The sequence below is a fragment of the Mangrovibacter plantisponsor genome (assembly GCF_003182475.1).
GTDB classification, from domain to species: Bacteria; Pseudomonadota; Gammaproteobacteria; order Enterobacterales; family Enterobacteriaceae; genus Mangrovibacter; species Mangrovibacter plantisponsor.
The window spans coordinates 221,239-239,525 of record NZ_QGTS01000008.1 but is presented as its reverse complement, the minus strand read 5'-3'; the positions used below and the strand labels follow the sequence as shown (position 1 = coordinate 239,525).

General features: G+C 50.2%; 18 protein-coding genes. 10 read left to right on the top strand and 8 right to left on the bottom strand.

Annotated elements, in window-relative coordinates:
- The first annotated feature begins 577 nt into the window (after nucleotides 1–577).
- The 5 genes from drpB to fdoI all read left to right on the top strand — a co-directional run bounded on the left by drpB (nucleotide 578) and on the right by fdoI (nucleotide 6,445).
- Nucleotides 578–832 carry a cell division protein DrpB gene (drpB, locus tag DES37_RS15010; protein WP_110026535.1) on the top strand — a complete coding sequence of 85 codons (255 nt, stop codon included), beginning with the start codon at nucleotides 578–580 and terminating at the stop codon, nucleotides 830–832.
- Between the two features lie 64 nt (nucleotides 833–896).
- Entirely contained in the window at nucleotides 897–1,586 is a 690-nt protein-coding gene (locus DES37_RS15005; protein ID WP_110026473.1) for a phosphohydrolase, read from the top strand.
- Between the two features lie 231 nt (nucleotides 1,587–1,817).
- Complete coding sequence (gene fdnG, locus DES37_RS15000) at nucleotides 1,818–4,868, top strand: formate dehydrogenase-N subunit alpha (RefSeq protein ID WP_110026471.1); 3,051 nt, start codon at nucleotides 1,818–1,820, stop codon at nucleotides 4,866–4,868.
- Nucleotides 4,869–4,883: 15 nt separating this feature from the next.
- Nucleotides 4,884–5,813 carry a formate dehydrogenase subunit beta gene (gene fdxH, locus DES37_RS14995; RefSeq protein ID WP_036102201.1) on the top strand — a complete coding sequence of 310 codons (930 nt, stop codon included), beginning with the start codon at nucleotides 4,884–4,886 and terminating at the stop codon, nucleotides 5,811–5,813.
- Nucleotides 5,813–6,445 carry a formate dehydrogenase cytochrome b556 subunit gene (gene fdoI, locus DES37_RS14990; RefSeq protein ID WP_036102202.1) on the top strand — a complete coding sequence of 211 codons (633 nt, stop codon included), beginning with the start codon at nucleotides 5,813–5,815 and terminating at the stop codon, nucleotides 6,443–6,445. The genes fdxH and fdoI overlap by 1 nt, the downstream gene beginning before the upstream one ends.
- Before the next feature lie 77 nt (nucleotides 6,446–6,522).
- On the opposite strand, the gene dcm is transcribed toward fdoI, so the two are convergent.
- The gene (dcm, locus tag DES37_RS14985) at nucleotides 6,523–7,905 is read right to left on the bottom strand and encodes a DNA (cytosine-5-)-methyltransferase (protein WP_051691227.1); all 1,383 of its coding nucleotides are present in this window, start codon (nucleotides 7,903–7,905) and stop codon (nucleotides 6,523–6,525) included.
- A 101-nt stretch (nucleotides 7,906–8,006) separates the two neighbouring features.
- Here dcm and DES37_RS14980 point away from each other — a divergent pair, with 101 nt between their 5' ends.
- Nucleotides 8,007–8,492, top strand: a complete 486-nt coding sequence (locus DES37_RS14980) for a very short patch repair endonuclease (RefSeq protein ID WP_110026469.1) — start codon at nucleotides 8,007–8,009, stop codon at nucleotides 8,490–8,492.
- Between the two features lie 10 nt (nucleotides 8,493–8,502).
- Here the strand turns inward: DES37_RS14980 and yedA are convergent, their stop codons facing one another.
- On the bottom strand, nucleotides 8,503–9,414 hold the full coding sequence (yedA, locus tag DES37_RS14975; protein WP_036102204.1) for a drug/metabolite exporter YedA: 912 nt from the start codon (nucleotides 9,412–9,414) through the stop codon (nucleotides 8,503–8,505).
- 239 nt (nucleotides 9,415–9,653) lie between these two features.
- On the opposite strand from yedA, the gene DES37_RS14970 reads away from it, so the two are divergent.
- The 3 genes from DES37_RS14970 to dgcQ all read left to right on the top strand — a co-directional run bounded on the left by DES37_RS14970 (nucleotide 9,654) and on the right by dgcQ (nucleotide 12,887).
- The gene (locus tag DES37_RS14970; protein ID WP_110026468.1) at nucleotides 9,654–10,559 is read left to right on the top strand and encodes a DUF808 family protein; all 906 of its coding nucleotides are present in this window, start codon (nucleotides 9,654–9,656) and stop codon (nucleotides 10,557–10,559) included.
- Nucleotides 10,560–10,651: 92 nt separating this feature from the next.
- On the top strand, nucleotides 10,652–10,816 hold the full coding sequence (locus tag DES37_RS14965; RefSeq protein ID WP_064594376.1) for a YodC family protein: 165 nt from the start codon (nucleotides 10,652–10,654) through the stop codon (nucleotides 10,814–10,816).
- A gap of 412 nt (nucleotides 10,817–11,228) precedes the next feature.
- Nucleotides 11,229–12,887, top strand: coding sequence for a cellulose biosynthesis regulator diguanylate cyclase DgcQ (gene dgcQ / locus DES37_RS14960; RefSeq protein WP_110026466.1), 1,659 nt, complete (start codon nucleotides 11,229–11,231; stop codon nucleotides 12,885–12,887).
- 7 nt (nucleotides 12,888–12,894) lie between these two features.
- Here dgcQ and DES37_RS14955 read toward each other — a convergent pair whose 3' ends face one another.
- The 3 genes from DES37_RS14955 to DES37_RS14945 form a co-directional block, all read right to left on the bottom strand.
- Nucleotides 12,895–14,115 (bottom strand): glycosyltransferase family protein, encoded by a 1,221-nt coding sequence (locus DES37_RS14955; protein ID WP_110026464.1) that lies wholly within the window; start codon nucleotides 14,113–14,115, stop codon nucleotides 12,895–12,897.
- 10 nt (nucleotides 14,116–14,125) lie between these two features.
- Nucleotides 14,126–14,938 carry a mannosyl-3-phosphoglycerate phosphatase-related protein gene (locus tag DES37_RS14950; RefSeq protein ID WP_110026462.1) on the bottom strand — a complete coding sequence of 271 codons (813 nt, stop codon included), beginning with the start codon at nucleotides 14,936–14,938 and terminating at the stop codon, nucleotides 14,126–14,128.
- A gap of 345 nt (nucleotides 14,939–15,283) precedes the next feature.
- Nucleotides 15,284–15,499, bottom strand: a complete 216-nt coding sequence (locus DES37_RS14945) for a YodD family protein (protein WP_036102219.1) — start codon at nucleotides 15,497–15,499, stop codon at nucleotides 15,284–15,286.
- Nucleotides 15,500–15,613: 114 nt separating this feature from the next.
- Between DES37_RS14945 and dsrB the strand changes: the two genes are divergently transcribed.
- On the top strand, nucleotides 15,614–15,802 hold the full coding sequence (dsrB, locus tag DES37_RS14940) for a protein DsrB (protein WP_036102221.1): 189 nt from the start codon (nucleotides 15,614–15,616) through the stop codon (nucleotides 15,800–15,802).
- A gap of 254 nt (nucleotides 15,803–16,056) precedes the next feature.
- Here dsrB and rcsA read toward each other — a convergent pair whose 3' ends face one another.
- From rcsA to fliQ, 3 genes are all read right to left on the bottom strand, one after another.
- Nucleotides 16,057–16,683, bottom strand: coding sequence for a transcriptional regulator RcsA (gene rcsA / locus DES37_RS14935; protein ID WP_036102225.1), 627 nt, complete (start codon nucleotides 16,681–16,683; stop codon nucleotides 16,057–16,059).
- A gap of 525 nt (nucleotides 16,684–17,208) precedes the next feature.
- Nucleotides 17,209–18,006 carry a flagellar biosynthetic protein FliR gene (gene fliR, locus DES37_RS14930; RefSeq protein WP_036102232.1) on the bottom strand — a complete coding sequence of 266 codons (798 nt, stop codon included), beginning with the start codon at nucleotides 18,004–18,006 and terminating at the stop codon, nucleotides 17,209–17,211.
- 9 nt (nucleotides 18,007–18,015) lie between these two features.
- A complete protein-coding gene (gene fliQ / locus DES37_RS14925) occupies nucleotides 18,016–18,285 on the bottom strand; it encodes a flagellar biosynthesis protein FliQ (protein ID WP_036102234.1) in 270 nt (89 codons plus the stop codon).
- Nucleotides 18,286–18,287: the final 2 nt, after the last annotated feature.

Genomic DNA, 18,287 nt, shown 5'->3' with positions numbered 1-18,287 from the left:
TGTCAGTTTTTTCGTGGGCTGTTTGCTGCAGGTAAATGTTTTTGCGTAACATTAAAAGAAAATATGCTGAAAAATAAATAATCGGCCTGCCAGTATATGCGCAGGCCCGCCAGTTGGCGTAATCACAATCACCTGACGGTTCAACTTGTCCGGGCAATACTAACCCGAGTAGCTATAAGCCACCTGATGAGCCAGTAAACCTGAAAACGAGTTGAATCGTCAGGAATATACAGTGGAATAAAAAGGCAATAACGAATTGATTATTCCATGAAAAAGCCTGCGTGAATAGCATCTGGATAGCACAAAATGCAAAAATAATCTTTATTCCGTTTAAGAAATCGCATGCAGCATGAAATCACGCACTGAGGGTAACTGGCGAATAAAAATTAAACATTTACCAGTCTTCCCGCTATTTTATGGTGTTGGACAGGGAGGGCAGTGCGCCAGAAACACAGAAAAATCCGGTTTCGTTGCCAGCGAAGAGGAAACTGGCCTCATTGAATATTAAATGTGATATAAATCACATTAGCCTGCAATGGGCAATTAACTGATGATTTTGCATGAGAAACAGACTGTTATGGATAATAAACCGCGCCGCGACCTGGGCGGCAAACTGGCGTTATGTGCTTTCTGGATTTTTTGCCTTTATGCCCTGTGGGCTATTTTGCGTTATTTCTGGGTAGTCAGTGCTGTTCAGCCTGTTCCTGGTAACGTTCATGGTACATTTTCCGGCAAATTGCTGGATGCCCTGGCCGGGGGAATGGTATTGGGTGCCATTGCTCTGGTTTTGGGGGGTGTTGTCTGGTTTACCCGGCCAGCCAGTCACCGCTAGAATGTCACTTTAGTGTCATCATTGGCTGGCAACGTATAGCCACATGTGCAGCTCGGGAGTGAAAATGTTATTACAAGACTGGCAGTTACAGTTTGAACAATGGTTGTCGCAGCACGGGCCTCAGGATGATGCTGCCCATGACTTATCACATTTTCGCCGGGTCTGGTGTACAGCGCAAAAGATGTTGCGCCACCACGAAGGGAACGCACTGGTCGTGTTAACCGCATGTTATTTTCATGATGTGGTTAATTTGCCTAAAAACCACCCGGAACGCCATCTGGCATCCAGAATGGCCGCTGATAAAACCCGGCACATTCTGGCAACTTATTTTCCGGCTTTCCCGGCGGAGAGCTATGATGCCGTCGCTCATGCAATAGCCGCGCACAGTTTCAGTGCCGGGATAGTGCCTGAAACAACAGAAGCCAAAATTGTGCAGGATGCAGACCGGCTGGAGTCCCTGGGGGCAATAGGGCTTGCCCGTGTCTTCTATGTATCTGGTGCGCTGGGCAGGCCGTTATTCGATGCAGAAGACCCGATGGCTGAAGCCCGCGAGCTGGATGATACCCGCTTTGCATTAGACCATTTTCGCAAAAAACTTCTCGCACTCCCGGCTAAAATGCAAACTGAGACCGGGCGCAGCCTGGCGCGCCACAATGCCAATTTCCTGGTGGATTATATGGCAAAGTTATGTGCCGAACTGAATGGGGAATTGCTTGGCTTTGATGAGCACATTCGCCAGCAATTTACCTGTTAACCTCCTGCCCATATCTCGTCCAGGCAGCTCACGGCATAGCAGTGGGCTGCCTTTATTTTGCTGCGCCTTTTGCGTGATTTTTGTTACGGACATAAAATATTGGTTAATCTTCCACCAATGTTGGTAACAGCAGGAATTTTTTTTGCGTAAATTGATTACAATCAATTTACATTTTCTGCTGCCTGATACCGTATACCCACTTTAATCAATAAAAATAATGTGGGCAAAAGGATGCAAGTCAATCGCAGAGGATTTTTTAAAGTCTGTGCAGGGGGAATGGCTGGCACCACCCTTGCCGCACTGGGGTTTACACCCGTTACTGCACATGCCAGCACTCGCGAATATAAACTGATTCGGGCCAAAGAAACCCGCAACAACTGCACTTACTGCTCAGTAGGTTGCGGCATGCTGATTTACAGCCTGGGTGATGGCGCAAAAAATGCCACCTCTTCAATATTCCATGTTGAGGGTGATCCAGACCACCCGGTCAGCCGCGGGTCTTTGTGCCCGAAAGGTGCCGGGGTGGTGGATTATATTCACAGCGACCAACGGCTCAAATACCCAGAATACCGCGCGCCAGGTAGTGACACCTGGCAACGTATTAGCTGGGAAGATGCAATCGATCGCATTGCACGCCTGATGAAAGCAGACCGCGATGCGAATTTCCAGGTAACGAACAGTTCAGGCGTAACAGTCAACCGCTGGCTGACCACCTCAATGTTTTGTTCTTCCGCTGCCAGCAATGAAACCGGGGTCCTGGACCAGAAGTTCTCACGGGCACTGGGAATGCTGGCTGTGGAAAACCAGGCGCGTTTGTGCCACGGGCCTACTGTATCAGCATTGGCGCCCAGCTTTGGTCGTGGGGCTATGACCAATAACTGGAACGATATCAAAAACGCCAATGTGGTATTGGTGATGGGCGGCAACCCGGCAGAAGCGCACCCGGTCGGTTTCAAATGGGTTGTGGAGGCCAAAAATCATAATAAGGCCACGGTGCTGGTGGTTGACCCGCGCTTCAACCGTACCGCGTCGGTTGCCGACCGCTACGCCCCCATACGCGCAGGCTCGGATGCGGCGTTCTTGCTCGGGGTGATTAATTATCTGCTCGGCCATGACGCAATTCACCATGACTATGTGAAAGCCTTTACCAATGCGGCATTGCTGGTGCGCGACGATTACGCCTTCAACGATGGTCTGTTCAGCGGTTTCGACGAAAAACACCACAAATACGACAAAACCAGTTGGGCTTACGCGCTGGATAATGAAGGGATGGCGCAACGTGACGATTCGCTGCAAAACCCGCGGTGTGTGATTAACCTGCTTAAACAACATGTCGCGCGTTATACGCCAGAAATGGTCGAAAACCTGTGTGGTACCTCACAAGCAGATTTCCTGCATGTTTGTGAACAACTGGCTACCACCGCTGTACCAAACAGAACCGCAACTATTCTTTATGCCCTGGGCTGGACTCACCACACCAATGGCGCACAGATCATCCGTGCTTCGGCAATGATTCAGTTATTGCTGGGGAATATCGGTATGCCTGGTGGCGGCATCAACGCATTACGAGGACATTCCAACGTACAGGGTTTTACTGATCTTGGTTTGCTCTCACAAAGCCTGCCGGGTTACCTGAAATTGCCATCAGAAAAACAGAGCACGCTGGAGCAGTACCTTGGGGAAAATACACCTCATGCGCTGTTGCCAGGCCAGGTCAATTATTGGGGCAATACACCGAAATTTTTCGTCAGCTTTATGAAAGCCATGTTTGGCGACGCGGCACAGGCCAGCAACCAGTGGGGATACGACTGGCTGCCGAAGTGGGATAAAAGCTACGACTGCCTCACCCAGGCCGAAATGATGGCGGAAGGGAAATTCACTGGCTGCCTGGTGCAGGGCTTTAACCCACTGGCGGCATTCCCGGATAAAAATAAAGCGCTGCGGGCCTTTTCAAAACTGAAATACATGGTTGTGATTGACCCATTAAGCACTGAAACCGCCAGCTTCTGGCAAAACCAGGGCGAAATGAATGCGGTTGATTCTGCTGCTATTCAGACAGAGGTGTTCCGCCTGCCTTCTTCCTGCTTTGCTGAAGAGAATGGCTCTGTTGCTAACTCATCTCGCTGGCTGCAGTGGCACTGGGCCGCAGCACAACCACCAGGTGAAGCCTGGAACGACGGTAAAATTCTTGGCCATTTATTTATGCGCCTGCGTGAGTTGTACCGGCAGGAAGGCGGCGTTGCGCCAGAACCTGTATTGAACACACGTTGGGAGTACAACGACCCGCATGACCCAATGCCTGAGGAAGTCGCGCAGGAAGCCAGTGGTTATGCAGTGCAGGATGTTCAGGATGCAGCTACACAAACCAGCCTGAAAAAAGGCGAGCAGTTAGCCAGTTTTGCTCAACTGCGAGACGATGGCTCAACAGCCAGTTTCTGCTGGATCTACTGTGGTAGCTGGACTCAGGAAGGTAACCAGATGGCACGGCGCGATAATGCCGACCCAAGCGGCCTTGGCGCTATATCCGGGTGGGCATGGGCCTGGCCGGTCAACCGGCGCATTCTGTATAACCGTGCATCGGCAGATGCACAGGGTAAAGCATGGGACCCGAAACGCGCTCTGATTGAGTGGAATGGCTCGAAGTGGGCAGGGCTGGATGTGCCGGATTACCCGGTGACGGCTGCGCCGGAGAAAAATGTCGGGCCATTTATCATGATGCAGGATGGCATGGGGCATTTATTCGGGCTGGATAAACTCGCCGACGGGCCATTCCCGGAACATTATGAACCAACTGAATCGCCAATTGGCACGAACCCGCTTCATCCGGCAGTAACCTGGAACCCGGTAGCGCGCCTTTACGCCAGCGATAAAGCCATGATGGGCACGGCCAGCGATTTCCCGTATGTCGCCACCAGTTATTCCATTACCGAGCTGTTCCGCCACTGGACCAAGCATGCGTTGCTCAATGCGATTGTTCAGCCAGAGCAGTTTGTGGAAATAGGCAGTGAACTGGCAAAAGAGAAGGGCATTGTTGCGGGCGATGAAGTGAAAGTGAGCTCGAAACGCGGCTATATCAAAGCTAAAGCGGTGGTGACTCAACGTATTCCGCGCCTGAAAATTGATGGCAAAACAGTTGATACCATTGGTGTGCCTTGCCACTGGGGCTTTGAAGGCACTACCCGTAAAGGTTTTCTGGCAAATACCCTGACACCCAGCATTGGGGATGCCAATTCACAAACGCCGGAATATAAGGCGTTTCTCGTGAATGTGGAAAAGGTGTAAGGGAGATAATAAACGATGTCATATCAATCTCAGGATATTTTACGCCGCTCGGCAACCAATGGTTTGACGCCCGCGCCACAGGCCCGGGATCACAAACAGGAAGTGGCGAAGCTAATTGATGTCACCAGTTGCATTGGCTGTAAGGCCTGCCAGGTGGCGTGTTCGGAATGGAACGACATTCGCGACGAAGTGGGGCACAACCATGGGGTGTACGACAACCCGATGGATCTCAGTGCCAAATCATGGACTGTGATGCGTTTTTCCGAAGTGGTGGAAGATGGCCGCCTGCAGTGGCTGATTCGCAAAGATGGCTGCATGCACTGTAGTGACCCGGGCTGCCTGAAAGCCTGCCCGTCAGAAGGGGCCATTATTCAGTATGTGAACGGCATTGTGGATTTTCAGTCTGAGCACTGTATCGGCTGCGGTTACTGCATTGCCGGGTGCCCGTTCAATGTGCCGCGTATCAACAAAGAAGATAACCGCGCGTATAAATGCACACTCTGTGTGGATCGCGTCACGGTGGGCCAGGAGCCGGCATGTGTAAAAACCTGCCCAACCGGGGCTATTCACTTTGGCAGTAAAGAAGAGATGCAGGTGCTGGCGCAAGAGCGTGTGGAAGAACTGAATACCCGTGGTTTCAAAAATGCCGGGCTGTATGACCCGCAGGGCGTGGGTGGTACGCATGTTATGTACGTGCTGCATCATGCCGACCGCCCGGGGCTCTACCATGGTTTGCCAGAAAACCCCGCTATCAGCGAGACGGTTAAATTCTGGAAAGGCATTTGGAAACCACTGGCAGCCATCGGCTTTGCCGCCACTTTCGCCGCCAGCATATTCCATTATGTGGGGGTTGGGCCGAACAGGGCTGAACCGGAAGATGAAGGCGAAGGTGAAACCCAGGGGAAAGAGCACAAAGGACAAAAAGAGAAGGAAGGGGCTGAATAATGAAGAAAGAAGAGAAGATTATTCGCTACACTGCGCCGGAACGTATTAACCACTGGGTAACCGCGTTCTGCTTTTTGTTTGTCGCCATTAGTGGCCTGGGGTTCTTTTTCCCGTCGTTTAACTGGCTGATGAATATTTTTGGTACACCGCAACTGGCACGCATTCTTCACCCCTTTGCCGGGGTGCTGATGTTCTGTTCGTTTATCCTGATGTTCTTCCGCTACTGGCACCATAACCTGGTCACCCGCGACGATATTTTATGGGCAAAAAACATCCATAAAATTGCTCAAAACCAGGAAGTGGGCGACACCGGGCGGTATAACTTTGGGCAGAAATGCGTCTTTTGGGGCGCAATCTTACTGCTGCTTTTGTTACTGGTCAGTGGTGTGGTTATCTGGCGCCCATGGTTTGCGCCATATTTCCCCATCCCGGTGATTCGCCTGGCGCTGTTGGTACACTCTTTCGCTGCGGTGGCGTTGATTGTGGTTATCATGGTGCATATTTACGCGGCACTATGGGTGAAGGGCACAATTACCGCGATGGTAGAAGGCTGGGTGACCGGTACCTGGGCGAAAAAACACCACCCGCGCTGGTACCGTGAGTTGCAGCAGAAACGTTCACAGAACGAATAACGCGTTTATTTTGCAAAGATTGTTTTGTGAAGATAATTTTGTGCATGATAAGAAAAACCCGGGTAACCCGGGTTTTTTTATGGCTTGCGTGTCAGTTCGACGGCTTTATCAATACGTGATGCCAGTAATTTGGCCACCGCAGCAAATACCGGAACCACCACCGAATTACCAAACTGGCGCCAGGCCTGGGTATCAGATACCGGGATACGGAACCGGGCTTCACCTGGTTGTTCAAAGCCCATCAGGCGTGCGCATTCACGGGGTGTCAGCTTACGGGGGCGGTTAGCCTGGTTGCCTTTATCGCCAAAATCCTGTTCGCCTAATGCGCTGTTCCAGCCGCGGTCTACCAGAATCTCGGAGCCATCTTTGTAATAACGCGCCGAGAGCGTGCGTGCCACCGCGTGCGGGTTGTGCGGGTCAACCAGACCGAAGCCAAAGCCATTCCCTTTTTCCCGGTGTTTACGGGCATAGTTATACAGGTACTTCCACAGAATTTCGCTGAGGATGTATTTCGGGTTGACCTCGTTATCCAGCAGGTTGCTGAATGTTGGCCGTTGTTCCGGGTAAAACTGTGCAATATCACGCAAGGTGAAGTTATCAGCCAGGGCTAAATCGCGGCGAAAACCAACCAGAACAATCCGCTCGCGGTGCTGAGGAAGAAAATGTTTCCCGTCGATAATTTTCGGGTCTGAGGCACTGTTATCGCTGCTGTCTGCTACATCGTAACCCAGCTCATCCAGAGTGTTCTGGATAACCCGAAATGTGTTGCCTTTATCATGGCTTTTCAGGTTCTTAACGTTCTCCAGCACAAAAATGGCCGGGCGTTTAACGGCAATAATGCGGGCAACATCGAAAAACAGTGTACCCTGGGTTTCACACTCAAAACCGTGTGCGCGCCCGAGTGCATTTTTCTTACTGACCCCCGCTAAACTGAATGGCTGGCAGGGAAAACCGGCCAGCAATACATGGTGGTCGGGAATGTTATTGTCGATATTCTGCCAGGCAGCCTGCTGGCTGATTTCGGGCTGGTTACTCAGGGTGATATCGCGAATGTCATGGTTAAATTTGTGCGCAGGGCTGCAGTACCAGTTCGCTTTGTAGGTTTTTACCGCATGTTTGTTCCATTCACTGGTAAAAACACACTCGCCACCAATTGCTTCAAACCCACTGCGAATGCCGCCAATACCGGCAAACAGGTCAATAAAGCGAAAACGGTTTTTTGGTGTTGCCGGGGGCGAAGGGAGCATGGCGGCTAACCGGATTATTTCTGCCTCGGTTAATGCCTGCCCGTTGTGCTGGCGGGCCTGTTGTAATTTGGGGCGGTTCCAGCGGCCGGGGCTGACTTCATTCAGCGCCGCAAGAATGGTTTTGGTATCATAAACAGCCAGCACATGCTGCAGGCAGTCGGCATCTGTGCCAGTAAATGCTGTTGGCGTAATCAGTGATTCAGTCGCGTCCATGGTGCAATCTTATCCGCAGAAAGTGCGCGCAGATTACCACACATGGCACGCTTCGCCTATTGGCAGCATGTTGCACATATTTTTACGGGCAGGGAAAAACGATGGCAGATGTTCACAGTAAAGCGGTACGGCGCAAAAATATGCAGGCCATTCACACCCGTGATACAGCAATAGAACAGCGCCTGGCCGGGCTGCTCGACAGCCTGGGGTTTGACTACCGAGTGCAGGATAAAACATTGCCTGGCTGCCCGGATTTTGTTGTTGATGCGCAACAGAGTGTGGTGTTTACCCATGGTTGCTTCTGGCATCGCCATGATTGCCATTTGTTTAAAGTCCCGGCAACGCGTACCGAATTCTGGCTCGAAAAGCTGGGTAACAATGCGCAGCGGGATGTGCGTGACACCCAGCAACTAATTGCCAGTGGCTGGCGGGTATTGTGGGTGTGGGAGTGTGCGTTACGTGGTAAAGAAAAACTGACTGACGAACAACTCTCCACCCGGCTGGAGGAGTGGCTTTTCAGTGGAGGAATACTGGCGGAAATTGACTCGCAGGGTATTCATGACCGGTCAGACAGGGGGCCTGCCTGACCGTCTGGCGTTATTTTTCTGCCGGGCAAGGCTCAGCAGCGGTTTTTACCGGAAACAGTGTCTTTCCAAGCGTTACCAGCACTACGGCGAAAATAATAATCCCCAGTGCCAGCCACTCTTTGCCTGAGAGTGATTCACCGGCAAACCCAGTTCCGAGTAATACAGCCACCACCGGGTTAACATAGGCATAACTGGTCGCAATGGCCGGGGAGACATTACGTATCAGGAACATATAAGCATTAATGGCGATAATTGACCCAAATAAAGCCAGGTAGGCCACGGCAAAGAAGCCGGACGCAGAGGGCAGGGCTGTGAGGCGTTCGCCAGTGAGTGCTGAGGCAAACAGTAAAATAACCCCCGCGGCCAGCATTTCAATAGCGCCCGCCATCATCCCTTGCGGCAGGGTAATACGTGAACCATACACGGAACCAAATGCCCAGCTTAATGACCCAATCAGGATCATCAGCGCGCCCCAGGGGTTACCACTCAGGTTGCCGCCACTGTTCAGCAGCACAATGCCCGCAAGGCCGAACGCGATCCCCATCCATTCTATTTTGCGTGTTTTGATACCGAACAACCGGCTAAAACACAGAGTGAACAGCGGAACTGTCGCCACCATCACCGCCGCAATACCTGACGGGACATTTTGGTGTTCAGCAACAGTAACCAAACCATTACCCACCGCTAATAACAGAAAGCCCAGCAGCACCGCATTAAAAATTTGGCGCACTGGCGGCAGGCGATGGCCGCGTATTAGTAAAAACAGTAATAACAACACTCCCGCACTGAGAAAACGAGTCCCTGCCATCATTAGCGGCGGCCAGCTTTCAACGCCAATACGAATAGCAAAATAGGTTGAACCCCAGATGATATACAGCGCAAACAGCGCACCGACTAACGGCAACAAATTGCCAACACGCATAATCCCTCGCAAAATCTGACAAATAATAAGTACCCTGATAGTTAACCGGAAAAGTATCAGGCTGGCGAGTGATTTACTTGTGTCATTGGTGTTATTTTTGTGTTGACATATGCGTAGTTTCAGCAAGGTAAACCGGCTGAAAATGAGTGAGATAAAGCGACCTGCGTTTGGGGCTGACATATTCCGTCATCTGGCTACCAGACGAGGTGCAAACACAATAATGATGAGGACTGATACCTGTGGCAGGAAGTAGTTTATTAACCTTACTGGATGATATTGCAACATTACTGGATGATATTTCTGTTATGGGGAAACTTGCCGCGAAGAAAACGGCAGGTGTCCTGGGCGATGACTTGTCGCTCAATGCTCAACAAGTTACTGGTGTCAGGGCCAACCGGGAATTGCCCGTGGTGTGGCAGGTAGCAAAAGGGTCTCTGGTCAACAAGGTAATTTTGGTACCTATGGCCTTACTTATCAGTGCTTTTATTCCCTGGGCTATTACACCGCTATTAATGCTGGGTGGTGCGTTTTTGTGTTTTGAAGGCATGGAGAAAGTGCTGCACAGCCTGGCATCACGCCATGAAAATTCAGATGAACAGCGTGAAGCCCGGCTCAGCCAACTGGCAAACCAGGATCCTGTGCAGTACGAACGTGCGAAAGTGAAAGGTGCCATCCGCACCGATTTTATCCTCTCGGCAGAAATTGTCGCGCTGACGTTGGGGATTGTCTCCAGTGCGCCGTTAATCAACCAGATAGTGATACTGGCAGGGATTGCGCTGCTGGTCACCGTTGGGGTGTACGGTATTGTCGGGGTTATCGTCAAGCTTGACGATATGGGCTGGTGGCTGGAAAAACGCCCTTCAGTGTTGGCCCAAACTCTGGGTAAAGGGTTGCTGATACTTGCTCCCTGGCTGATGAAAACATTGTCAGTGGTGGGTACGCTTGCCATGTTTTTAGTAGGCGGTGGTATCCTGGTTCATGGCATACCCTGGCTGCACCATCACATTGAAGCGCTTTCAGCATTGTCTGAAAATTTACCGGGCTGGTTGATAACCCCGGTAGCTACGCTGGTGGTGGGAATGCTGCTCGGTGCCGTGGTTGTTTGCGCTGTGGCTCTGGTGAACCGTATTAGAGCAGGCAAATAAGCGAAAAATAATTGCGCATTTTTTGTGCGCAAACTGCAAAAACTCTTGCTATACATTATCTGTTGGTATTCACCCTGATAATGGAGGCAAAGATGGTCTTTTTCGTCAGTGATGAAGTGCGGCGTAAATCAGGCGGACCCCGGATGATAGTCACGGGTTATGCCAGTGGCATGGTGGAGTGCCGTTGGTACGATGGTTTTTGCGTACAACGTGAAGCCTTCCATGAGGATGAATTAATTGCCGGTGGAATGGATTAGCGGCAGTATTCCGCGTTATCCAGTGCAAAGAAATAAACAGGGTAACCGGCAGTTCGGTATGGGCTGCCGGTTACCCAGGATTAGTCTATGGCGTATTTACCGATAAGTGAGCGGGCTATATTATGTCGCGCAAATCTTCTCCGGTTTTACGCCATTTTCATTTCTGTGGGCGCTAACACCGGTGATTCTTTCCATACCCAACATTTTCAATTGTTATGCATGTCAGTCTGCTATGCAGTAACCGCTTTGCTATATTGCAGAAAATATTGCAGAAAATGGATACTGCCGGAAATCGGAGTAGTTGCCGTTATTGCCGCAATTTGATGCATGAAGGGAATTCCGCAGCATCTGAGTACGCCAGTTGCACCGTATTTTTGCCCGTACGCAGAGCGGATGGAGCCAGTGAGGCCGCATGTTCGCTAAGTTAACTAATATCAAAAACCCCCGAAAACTTGTTACGCTCTGTTTTACCCTTGTGTTTTTTGGGGCTTCGTTACTGGTGTGGCGAGAAGGCGTGATGCTGGAGCAGGCCTATATCAGTGACCAGCGTAATACGCTGGATAACATAGCTTCTTCTCTGGACAAACAACTGCAGCACAGTGTTGATATTTTGTTTTTTTACCAGCAGGCAATGGAGTTTTCGCTGGATACGCCTTTTATTACCAATAGCACGCATCCAAGCCTGAAAGCATTTAACCGCGAGCGCCATAAACCCTGGTGGTCGATTAGTTATGACCAGCGGCGTACCATTCCTGTTTTTGGGGTATCTGAAGAGTTTGTCGAACAGCACAGCGATTTAATGCGTAACAACCATGCACTCGACCGAGAATTGAGTGCCGCACTGGAACTGAGTTACTTGCTGCCGTTATCGCGCTATGCCAGTACGCTACAGTTCCGCACCTGGTATATTTCCCGTGCCGGGATGTTTGTTACCAGTAATGGGCATAAGCTGGATAAGTCAGTTCAGACCACCTTCCGGCGCATGTTGTCCCGGCCATTTTTTGCCCAGCAATCCCCGGCCAATAACCCGGACCGTACAGTGTGCTGGAGTTATTATCAGGATAAAACCAACCCGGAATATCAGGTGGTAACCGCCAGTGTTCCGCTGGATTACGAAGGTTACTGGTATGGCGTAATCGGGATGGATTTTACGCTGGATGTGTTGCATGGCTACCTTAAAGGGATTGCTGAGCAACACTCAACGGATAATGGCTCAGTGTACCTGCTGGACAGCAAACTCACCGCACTGACTTCAAGCCAGGGTCGCCATGGTGAACATTTGGTGATGAGCCCTGTTGACCAGGCTCGCCTGGCGCAGGACATGAGCAGCAATACTGTGGGCGCCCTGCGGATGCAAAACCGTTTCATTACCTGGGCGAAGCTCGACAGTTTTGATGGTGTATTGATTCGGGAACATAATCTCTATCAGGGGCTTGGCGGGGAATTTGGGCATATTATTCTGCTGCTGGTTTTTGTCTGGGTAATGTTCACCGTATTGCTGATTGGAACCTGGTATTTTATCCGCCGCCTGGTGACCAGCATGTCCGTGATGCAAAACACGCTGTCGTGGCGCGCCAATTATGACACGATGACGCGCCTGTTTAACCGTGGCGCGTTTATAGACCAGGCACAACAGTTGTCTGCCCGTTGTCGCCCAAATAGCCAGCCTTTTTCGGTGATTCAGTTAGATCTTGATCATTTCAAAAGCATCAATGACACCTGGGGGCATCAGGCCGGGGATAAAGTGCTGAAACATGCTGCTGCTGTTATCAGTAATACGGTGCGAGGCCAGGATATTGCCGGGCGGGTAGGGGGCGAGGAGTTTTGTATTGTGATGCCCGGGGCCAGTATTACCGATGCAGCTCAGGTAGCTGAGCGTATTCGTGAGAAACTTGCCAGCAAACCTGTGGTGTACAGCGCAGAGGTGGTAATTGCTATCAGCGCGTCTTTTGGTGTCAGCAGCTCAACAGAGAAAGGCGATTATGATTTTGAGCATCTGCAATCCGTTGCAGACAACCGGCTGTACGCCGCCAAAGAAGGCGGGCGAAACCGGGTTTGTGCTGAAGACTAATCAATGTCTACACTTCGCCTTTGTTGTCCAGCTCTACGGCGTCATACAGCCGTGGCAGCAGGTCAGGAAAGGCGGACTGAACCCGGCTCCAACTGGGAATGAAAGGTTTGTCGTTAGGGCGTTCCACAAAGGCCTGTCCCGCCTCAAGAATTACCTGAGTAAACATCTCAACGGCGGCTTCTTCGCTGTGCAAATCGAACGACAGGCCATTCATTACTGCATCATGGCGGTACATTTCAATGACATCCAGCGCATTACGGTAGTAGGTTGCTTTCAGCACCCGGAAGGAATCCCCGGTCACCTGTGCTCCCTGGGTGGCCAGTTTGCGCAGCAATGACTGGACAATGTCATTACACATACGCCGCAAACCCCCACTACCGTCTTCACCAGTCAGGTTCTGGTGCTTATGGTCGTAGTTATCAGCAATTTCGACCTGGCAAGTCTGCCGGGTTGCGTAATTGCGGTAGATTTCAGATAACACGCCAATTTCCAGTCCCCAGTCTCCCGGGATTTTAATGCCTTTTAAAACTTGCGTGCGCATGGCGAACTCACCAGACAACGGGTAACGGAAACTGCTCAGGTATTCCAGGTAGTCACTGTTGCCATAGACCATTCGCAGCGAACGTAGTAACGGGCCGACCAGCAAGCGACCCACGCGGCCATTCAGTTTGTTATTGGCAACCCGGGCGTAAAACCCCTTACTGAAGACATAATCAAACGACGGGTTGGCAACCGGGTAAAATAGCCGTGCCAGCATGCCTTTATCCCAGGTGAGAATGTCACAGTCGTGCAGGGCTACACACTGGGTTTTATCCGAGGCCAGTGTATAGCCGGTGCAAAACCAGACATTGCGCCCTTTACCCATAGCTCCGGGTGCGAGACCTTCTTTTTCCAGTTCGGCATCCAGCGCCTTCAGGCGTGGCCCGTCGTTCCACAAAATCCGGTGGTGCTGGGGGAGTTGAGCAAAAAACTCGCGTGCATAAAGGAATTGTTCGCGAGTGGCATTATCAAGGCCAATCACAATCTCTTCCAGCCAGTCGACAGTGGCCAGTTGGGTAACAATATTCTGCAGTGCCGGGCCTTCCAGCTCAGAAAAAAGGGAAGGGAGTATCAGCCCCATTTTATGTTTACGTGAGAAACCGCGCAGAGCGGTCTCCAGCGATTCTGTTGGCCGCTTAACCAGGTTATGAAAGTTTGTGATGACACCATTTTGATGAAAGTCGGTCATTATTCCCTCCTCAATCGGAAACTGAAATAAAGTGATCCAGGCCTTCTCGCCAGCCCTCCGGGCCGTAGTGCGTGGTACGCAAAATGCGGTCAGGTTGTTGTTGTTCTTGTTGCGGGCAGAGTTTACCCGTGCCGTGGCTGTTAATGACCACGGCGTAATCCATCTCATTCAGCAGGCTGGCGTCATTAGGCGCGTCACCTAACCCTAACGTCAGGCGGCGGATACCATCATGTTGCTGGTAAAAAGTAATGATGGCCTGCGCTCCCCGGCCTTTCCCTGCATCAATATCAGCAACATGCCAAAAGCGCCCACCCTGAGTCAGGCCAAGACCCGCACGGCGTAACGCTGCACGGAACTCGCCGAGGCGTTCAGGTGTGTCCTCCCATATCAAGGGTTCCGATGCCGTGCGTTGCATGGCAAGGGCGGCCTGTTCAGGGTTTAACCCGGTCCAGTTGCAAACCTGGCTGACATCCACATTGAGAAAACCCGTAAACCGGAAATCTCGCCGCAGTGAATGGAGCAACTCACCAATGTTTGCCCGGGTAATGCCATTGTGGGTCAGTGGCTCTGGTTTACTGTCCGGGCCGGGGTACTGAATAGCCGCGCCATTTTCTGCGATAAAAGGGTGGCCGGTTAAGCCCAGTATTTTTTGCCACCGGGTGATTTCGACAGGCGTTTTGCTGCTGCACAGAATCACGGGCACGTCATGTTGCTTAAGGCGCGCCAGCCAGCTGGCGGCAGGTTGCCAGTCATAAGTATGGTGGTCGAGGAGAGTGCCATCGAGGTCACTAAAAATCAGCAATGGCTGACGAAGATGCGGCATGTTGTCCTCCTTTCCTTATCGCCCACTACAGCACAGAAATCATGCTGTATTACGGTTACAGAATTGGGACAGCGTATGTCGCCAGGTTATTCCTAAGAATACGCTGATTCCAGGCCGCTCAAGCAGTCGTTTTTCTTATGGATAAAACAGCCGCAATACACAGTCAGTGGCGTGTTTCACTTTTGCCAGCCTGGAATAATAGAATATATGCTTGTTTTAAGAGGAATCTGTAGTTATGTTTTCCATCGGCACCGGTTTTTCTGGTGTAACGAATTTTTGATGCTACTTGCGCAGGCAAGAGTTCGCCCCGGCCACGGGATAAACCTGTAGCCGGGGCGCTTTATCTTAGCGGTTAATTTCGGCCACGCTGAAATCGCGAATATCCAGTTCGAACGCATCAGCAAGCTCAGGCCAGGTATGAAAGTTGCGCCCGTCAACACTCACACGTTGCGGATGTTCCGCGTTGTCAGCCCGACGCACTTCACTTTCGCTAATTTCATTAATGGCTGCCAGTAAAGCATCCACATCGACAGCGTTACTGCCAGTATTACGGGAAGTCATTTCTGTTACCCCTCTGAACGCCAATTAGCCAGTTAAAGTATAGCTGTATTTTTTGTGGTTACCTGGCCTGGCAAATTCATCTAAACTAAACCCAACAATGATTCGGAGGGTGGTATGAATATTAACGATCATGTGACAGTGAAAACTGATGGTGGCCCGCGACGCCCAGGTGTCGTGCTGGCAGTAGAGCAATTTAGTGAAGGCACCATGTATTTGGTTTCACTGGAAGATTACCCGTTGGGTATTTGGTTCTTTAATGAGAAAGACCACCCGGATGGTATTTTTGTTGAAAAAACCGCCTGATTCACTGCAGGGTACGACTACCGGGCTGAGTATTACACTGCCCGGTTTTTTTTGCCTCTAACGCATGAGTTGACGGCTTTTTGAGGAGATTCCGGGAATGTGACTGGTGTTTTAACTTATTGTTTTTAATTGTTATGTACATTGTAGTGGCTGCTGGTGTACGGCTTGACGGCGATGTGATTAACAAGTCAAACACATGCCGTTGCTGTGCAGATTACATTATTATTTTCATGTAGGGTAAAGAGTTGTGATGGTCAGGACCGCATATTAACAAAAATGCCATTTGTGACGTTATCAGCCAGACGGACAACATGATAAATCACTTGCTTATTGTGCGTTTTAATCTTCTTCTTAATATTCCCTTTGTGGGATGAAACCGTCTTAGCCTTGATATTCATCTGGTCAGAAATCTGGATGGTATCCTGCCCGGACATCCACATTTTTAACATGTGAGATTCAGTACGGCTTAACGATAAAGTAGGAACGGATATCTGTGTAATACACTGATTTTCGGTTGCTAAATAATCACCAACAATGCTGTCAAGTGCTTCAGGCTTAATTGATTTAGAACTAATCAATAAATTTTTCCGAACGCGCAAATATTCGTCGAAATGAATATTCGCAATAGCCATAAACACAATAAATAGTGTGGATGGATATTGGTTGATGATCTGCTTTATCCGCTGACTACTTTCTGCATCATGAATAAAACAGTCTTCGTTTATAAATACCACATTAGGCTGGGCAGACTGGCAAGAGACGGCAAGTTCACCGACATTTTCAACATTCAAAATATGTCGCTTCTTTACCCCCCGACTGGCCAGGTAACCGGTGAGCCCTAGCCGGGTATAGCTACATAAGTCCATGATAATCGTCGACATAGCAAACCCTCACTAAACGTGTTATCCGTAAAAGCACAACGTATGTTAACCATTCGCGTCGTGACGCTAAACAAAAATCCATACCGGATTAGCGTGCCTGAAAGACAAACACGGCTGTTTGCTTGTGCTATTTATGGTTGAGATAAATTCCTGTTAATCCGGTTATCTTATCTCACGCGCACCCATAAATACTGGAACCTCGCCACATCACAATACATTATTTTGCTGAACTGACCCGGTGCCTGAATAGCTGGCCGGATACAGTGCATTCAAATCTGTTTCCTGACGGGCGTGCAGTGCAACATAAATAAACATTCAGCAGACAAGCCATTCACCAGAAGTATCTCTGTATTTCAGGTAAAGTCACTATCCCGTAAAGTTCTGTATAATTTGCCAGGAATCTTCTCAAAGTAAAGAGAATGTTTTGTTATGGGAAAGGGGGGAAATCTTTTAAAGCAGGCCTGCTTTATGCTTAGGGCTGATTGGTGGTTTTGATTTTAAGATTTTCCTTAGGTGGTGAATGTATCAGGAGGGTGTCGTTACTCCAATATTGCTAATGATTTCAGAAAGCAGATTAAACAGATCCGCGAACAGGCGTTCAGCGAAGGGCGCGATAAGCGGCATCAGAACCGCGATGATAATCATGCCTGTAGTCAGCGTAATTGGGAAACCGATCACAAAAACAGATAATTGCGGCGTCATGCGGTTTAGCAGGCCTAATGCCAGGTTAACGGTGAGCAACAGCGTAATCAATGGTAAGGCCAGCATGATACCATTGATAAAGATAAGGCCACCTGCACGGGCAAGTGACATAAAGACATCCGGGTTAATCAGTGACGGGCCAATGGGCAGTGTGTGGAAAGAATCCACCAGCAGGGAAATCATCCATAAATGCCCGTTCCATGTCAGAAACAGTAACAGTGCCAGCATCTCCATAAACCGTGCCAGCACCGGCATGCTCATGTTGCTCGACGGGTCGAGAAACGTTGCGAACGACAACCCCATCTGCAAGCCCACAATTTCACCGGCAGCACGAATAGCAGCAAACGCGATTTGCATGGTAAAGCCCATGGCAATGCCAATCATGGTTTGCTGAAGCGCAGTCCAGATGCCTTCTGGCGAGAAAATGGGGATTACCGGGAAAGGGGGTAATAATGGGGCGACTACTGCAGTAATAATCAGGCCCAGGCCCAGTTTTACCTGGCGGGGAATCGCCCGTTCACTCAAAATGGGAGCAGTCGCAATCAGGGCCATGATGCGCAGCAAAGGCCAGAAATAGAGGTTCAGCCACTCGGCCCACTGTAAACTGGTAACCTCAACCATAAATAATTCTTAACCAATAATATAAGGTAAGTTGGTGAACAGTGTGCGCATATAATCAAGCAGCAGGTTCAGCATCCATGGCCCGGCGAGGATAATCGTCACGAATACGGCCAGAATTTTGGGTATAAAGGCCAGGGTCATTTCGTTTATCTGGGTTGCTGCCTGGAGCATACTGATCAATAAGCCACTGACCAGTGCCACTAACAGCAGCGGGGCTGCCAGCATAATGGCGATACGCATTGCTTCCGTGCCCATCATCATGACCGATTCTGGTGTCATCG

Coding starts and splice junctions, on each gene's coding strand:
- DES37_RS14965 (WP_064594376.1), top strand. CDS start 10,652: ATGGTCTTTTTCGTCAGTGATGAAGTGCGGCGTAAATCAGGCGGACCC.
- fliQ (WP_036102234.1), bottom strand. CDS start 18,285: ATGACACCAGAATCGGTCATGATGATGGGCACGGAAGCAATGCGTATC.
- dcm (WP_051691227.1), bottom strand. CDS start 7,905: ATGGACGCGACTGAATCACTGATTACGCCAACAGCATTTACTGGCACA.
- fdnG (WP_110026471.1), top strand. CDS start 1,818: ATGCAAGTCAATCGCAGAGGATTTTTTAAAGTCTGTGCAGGGGGAATG.
- DES37_RS15005 (WP_110026473.1), top strand. CDS start 897: ATGTTATTACAAGACTGGCAGTTACAGTTTGAACAATGGTTGTCGCAG.
- dgcQ (WP_110026466.1), top strand. CDS start 11,229: ATGTTCGCTAAGTTAACTAATATCAAAAACCCCCGAAAACTTGTTACG.
- drpB (WP_110026535.1), top strand. CDS start 578: ATGGATAATAAACCGCGCCGCGACCTGGGCGGCAAACTGGCGTTATGT.
- dsrB (WP_036102221.1), top strand. CDS start 15,614: ATGAATATTAACGATCATGTGACAGTGAAAACTGATGGTGGCCCGCGA.
- DES37_RS14950 (WP_110026462.1), bottom strand. CDS start 14,938: ATGCCGCATCTTCGTCAGCCATTGCTGATTTTTAGTGACCTCGATGGC.
- DES37_RS14955 (WP_110026464.1), bottom strand. CDS start 14,115: ATGACCGACTTTCATCAAAATGGTGTCATCACAAACTTTCATAACCTG.
- fdxH (WP_036102201.1), top strand. CDS start 4,884: ATGTCATATCAATCTCAGGATATTTTACGCCGCTCGGCAACCAATGGT.
- fdoI (WP_036102202.1), top strand. CDS start 5,813: ATGAAGAAAGAAGAGAAGATTATTCGCTACACTGCGCCGGAACGTATT.
- fliR (WP_036102232.1), bottom strand. CDS start 18,006: ATGGTTGAGGTTACCAGTTTACAGTGGGCCGAGTGGCTGAACCTCTAT.
- DES37_RS14980 (WP_110026469.1), top strand. CDS start 8,007: ATGGCAGATGTTCACAGTAAAGCGGTACGGCGCAAAAATATGCAGGCC.
- DES37_RS14945 (WP_036102219.1), bottom strand. CDS start 15,499: ATGACTTCCCGTAATACTGGCAGTAACGCTGTCGATGTGGATGCTTTA.
- yedA (WP_036102204.1), bottom strand. CDS start 9,414: ATGCGTGTTGGCAATTTGTTGCCGTTAGTCGGTGCGCTGTTTGCGCTG.
- rcsA (WP_036102225.1), bottom strand. CDS start 16,683: ATGTCGACGATTATCATGGACTTATGTAGCTATACCCGGCTAGGGCTC.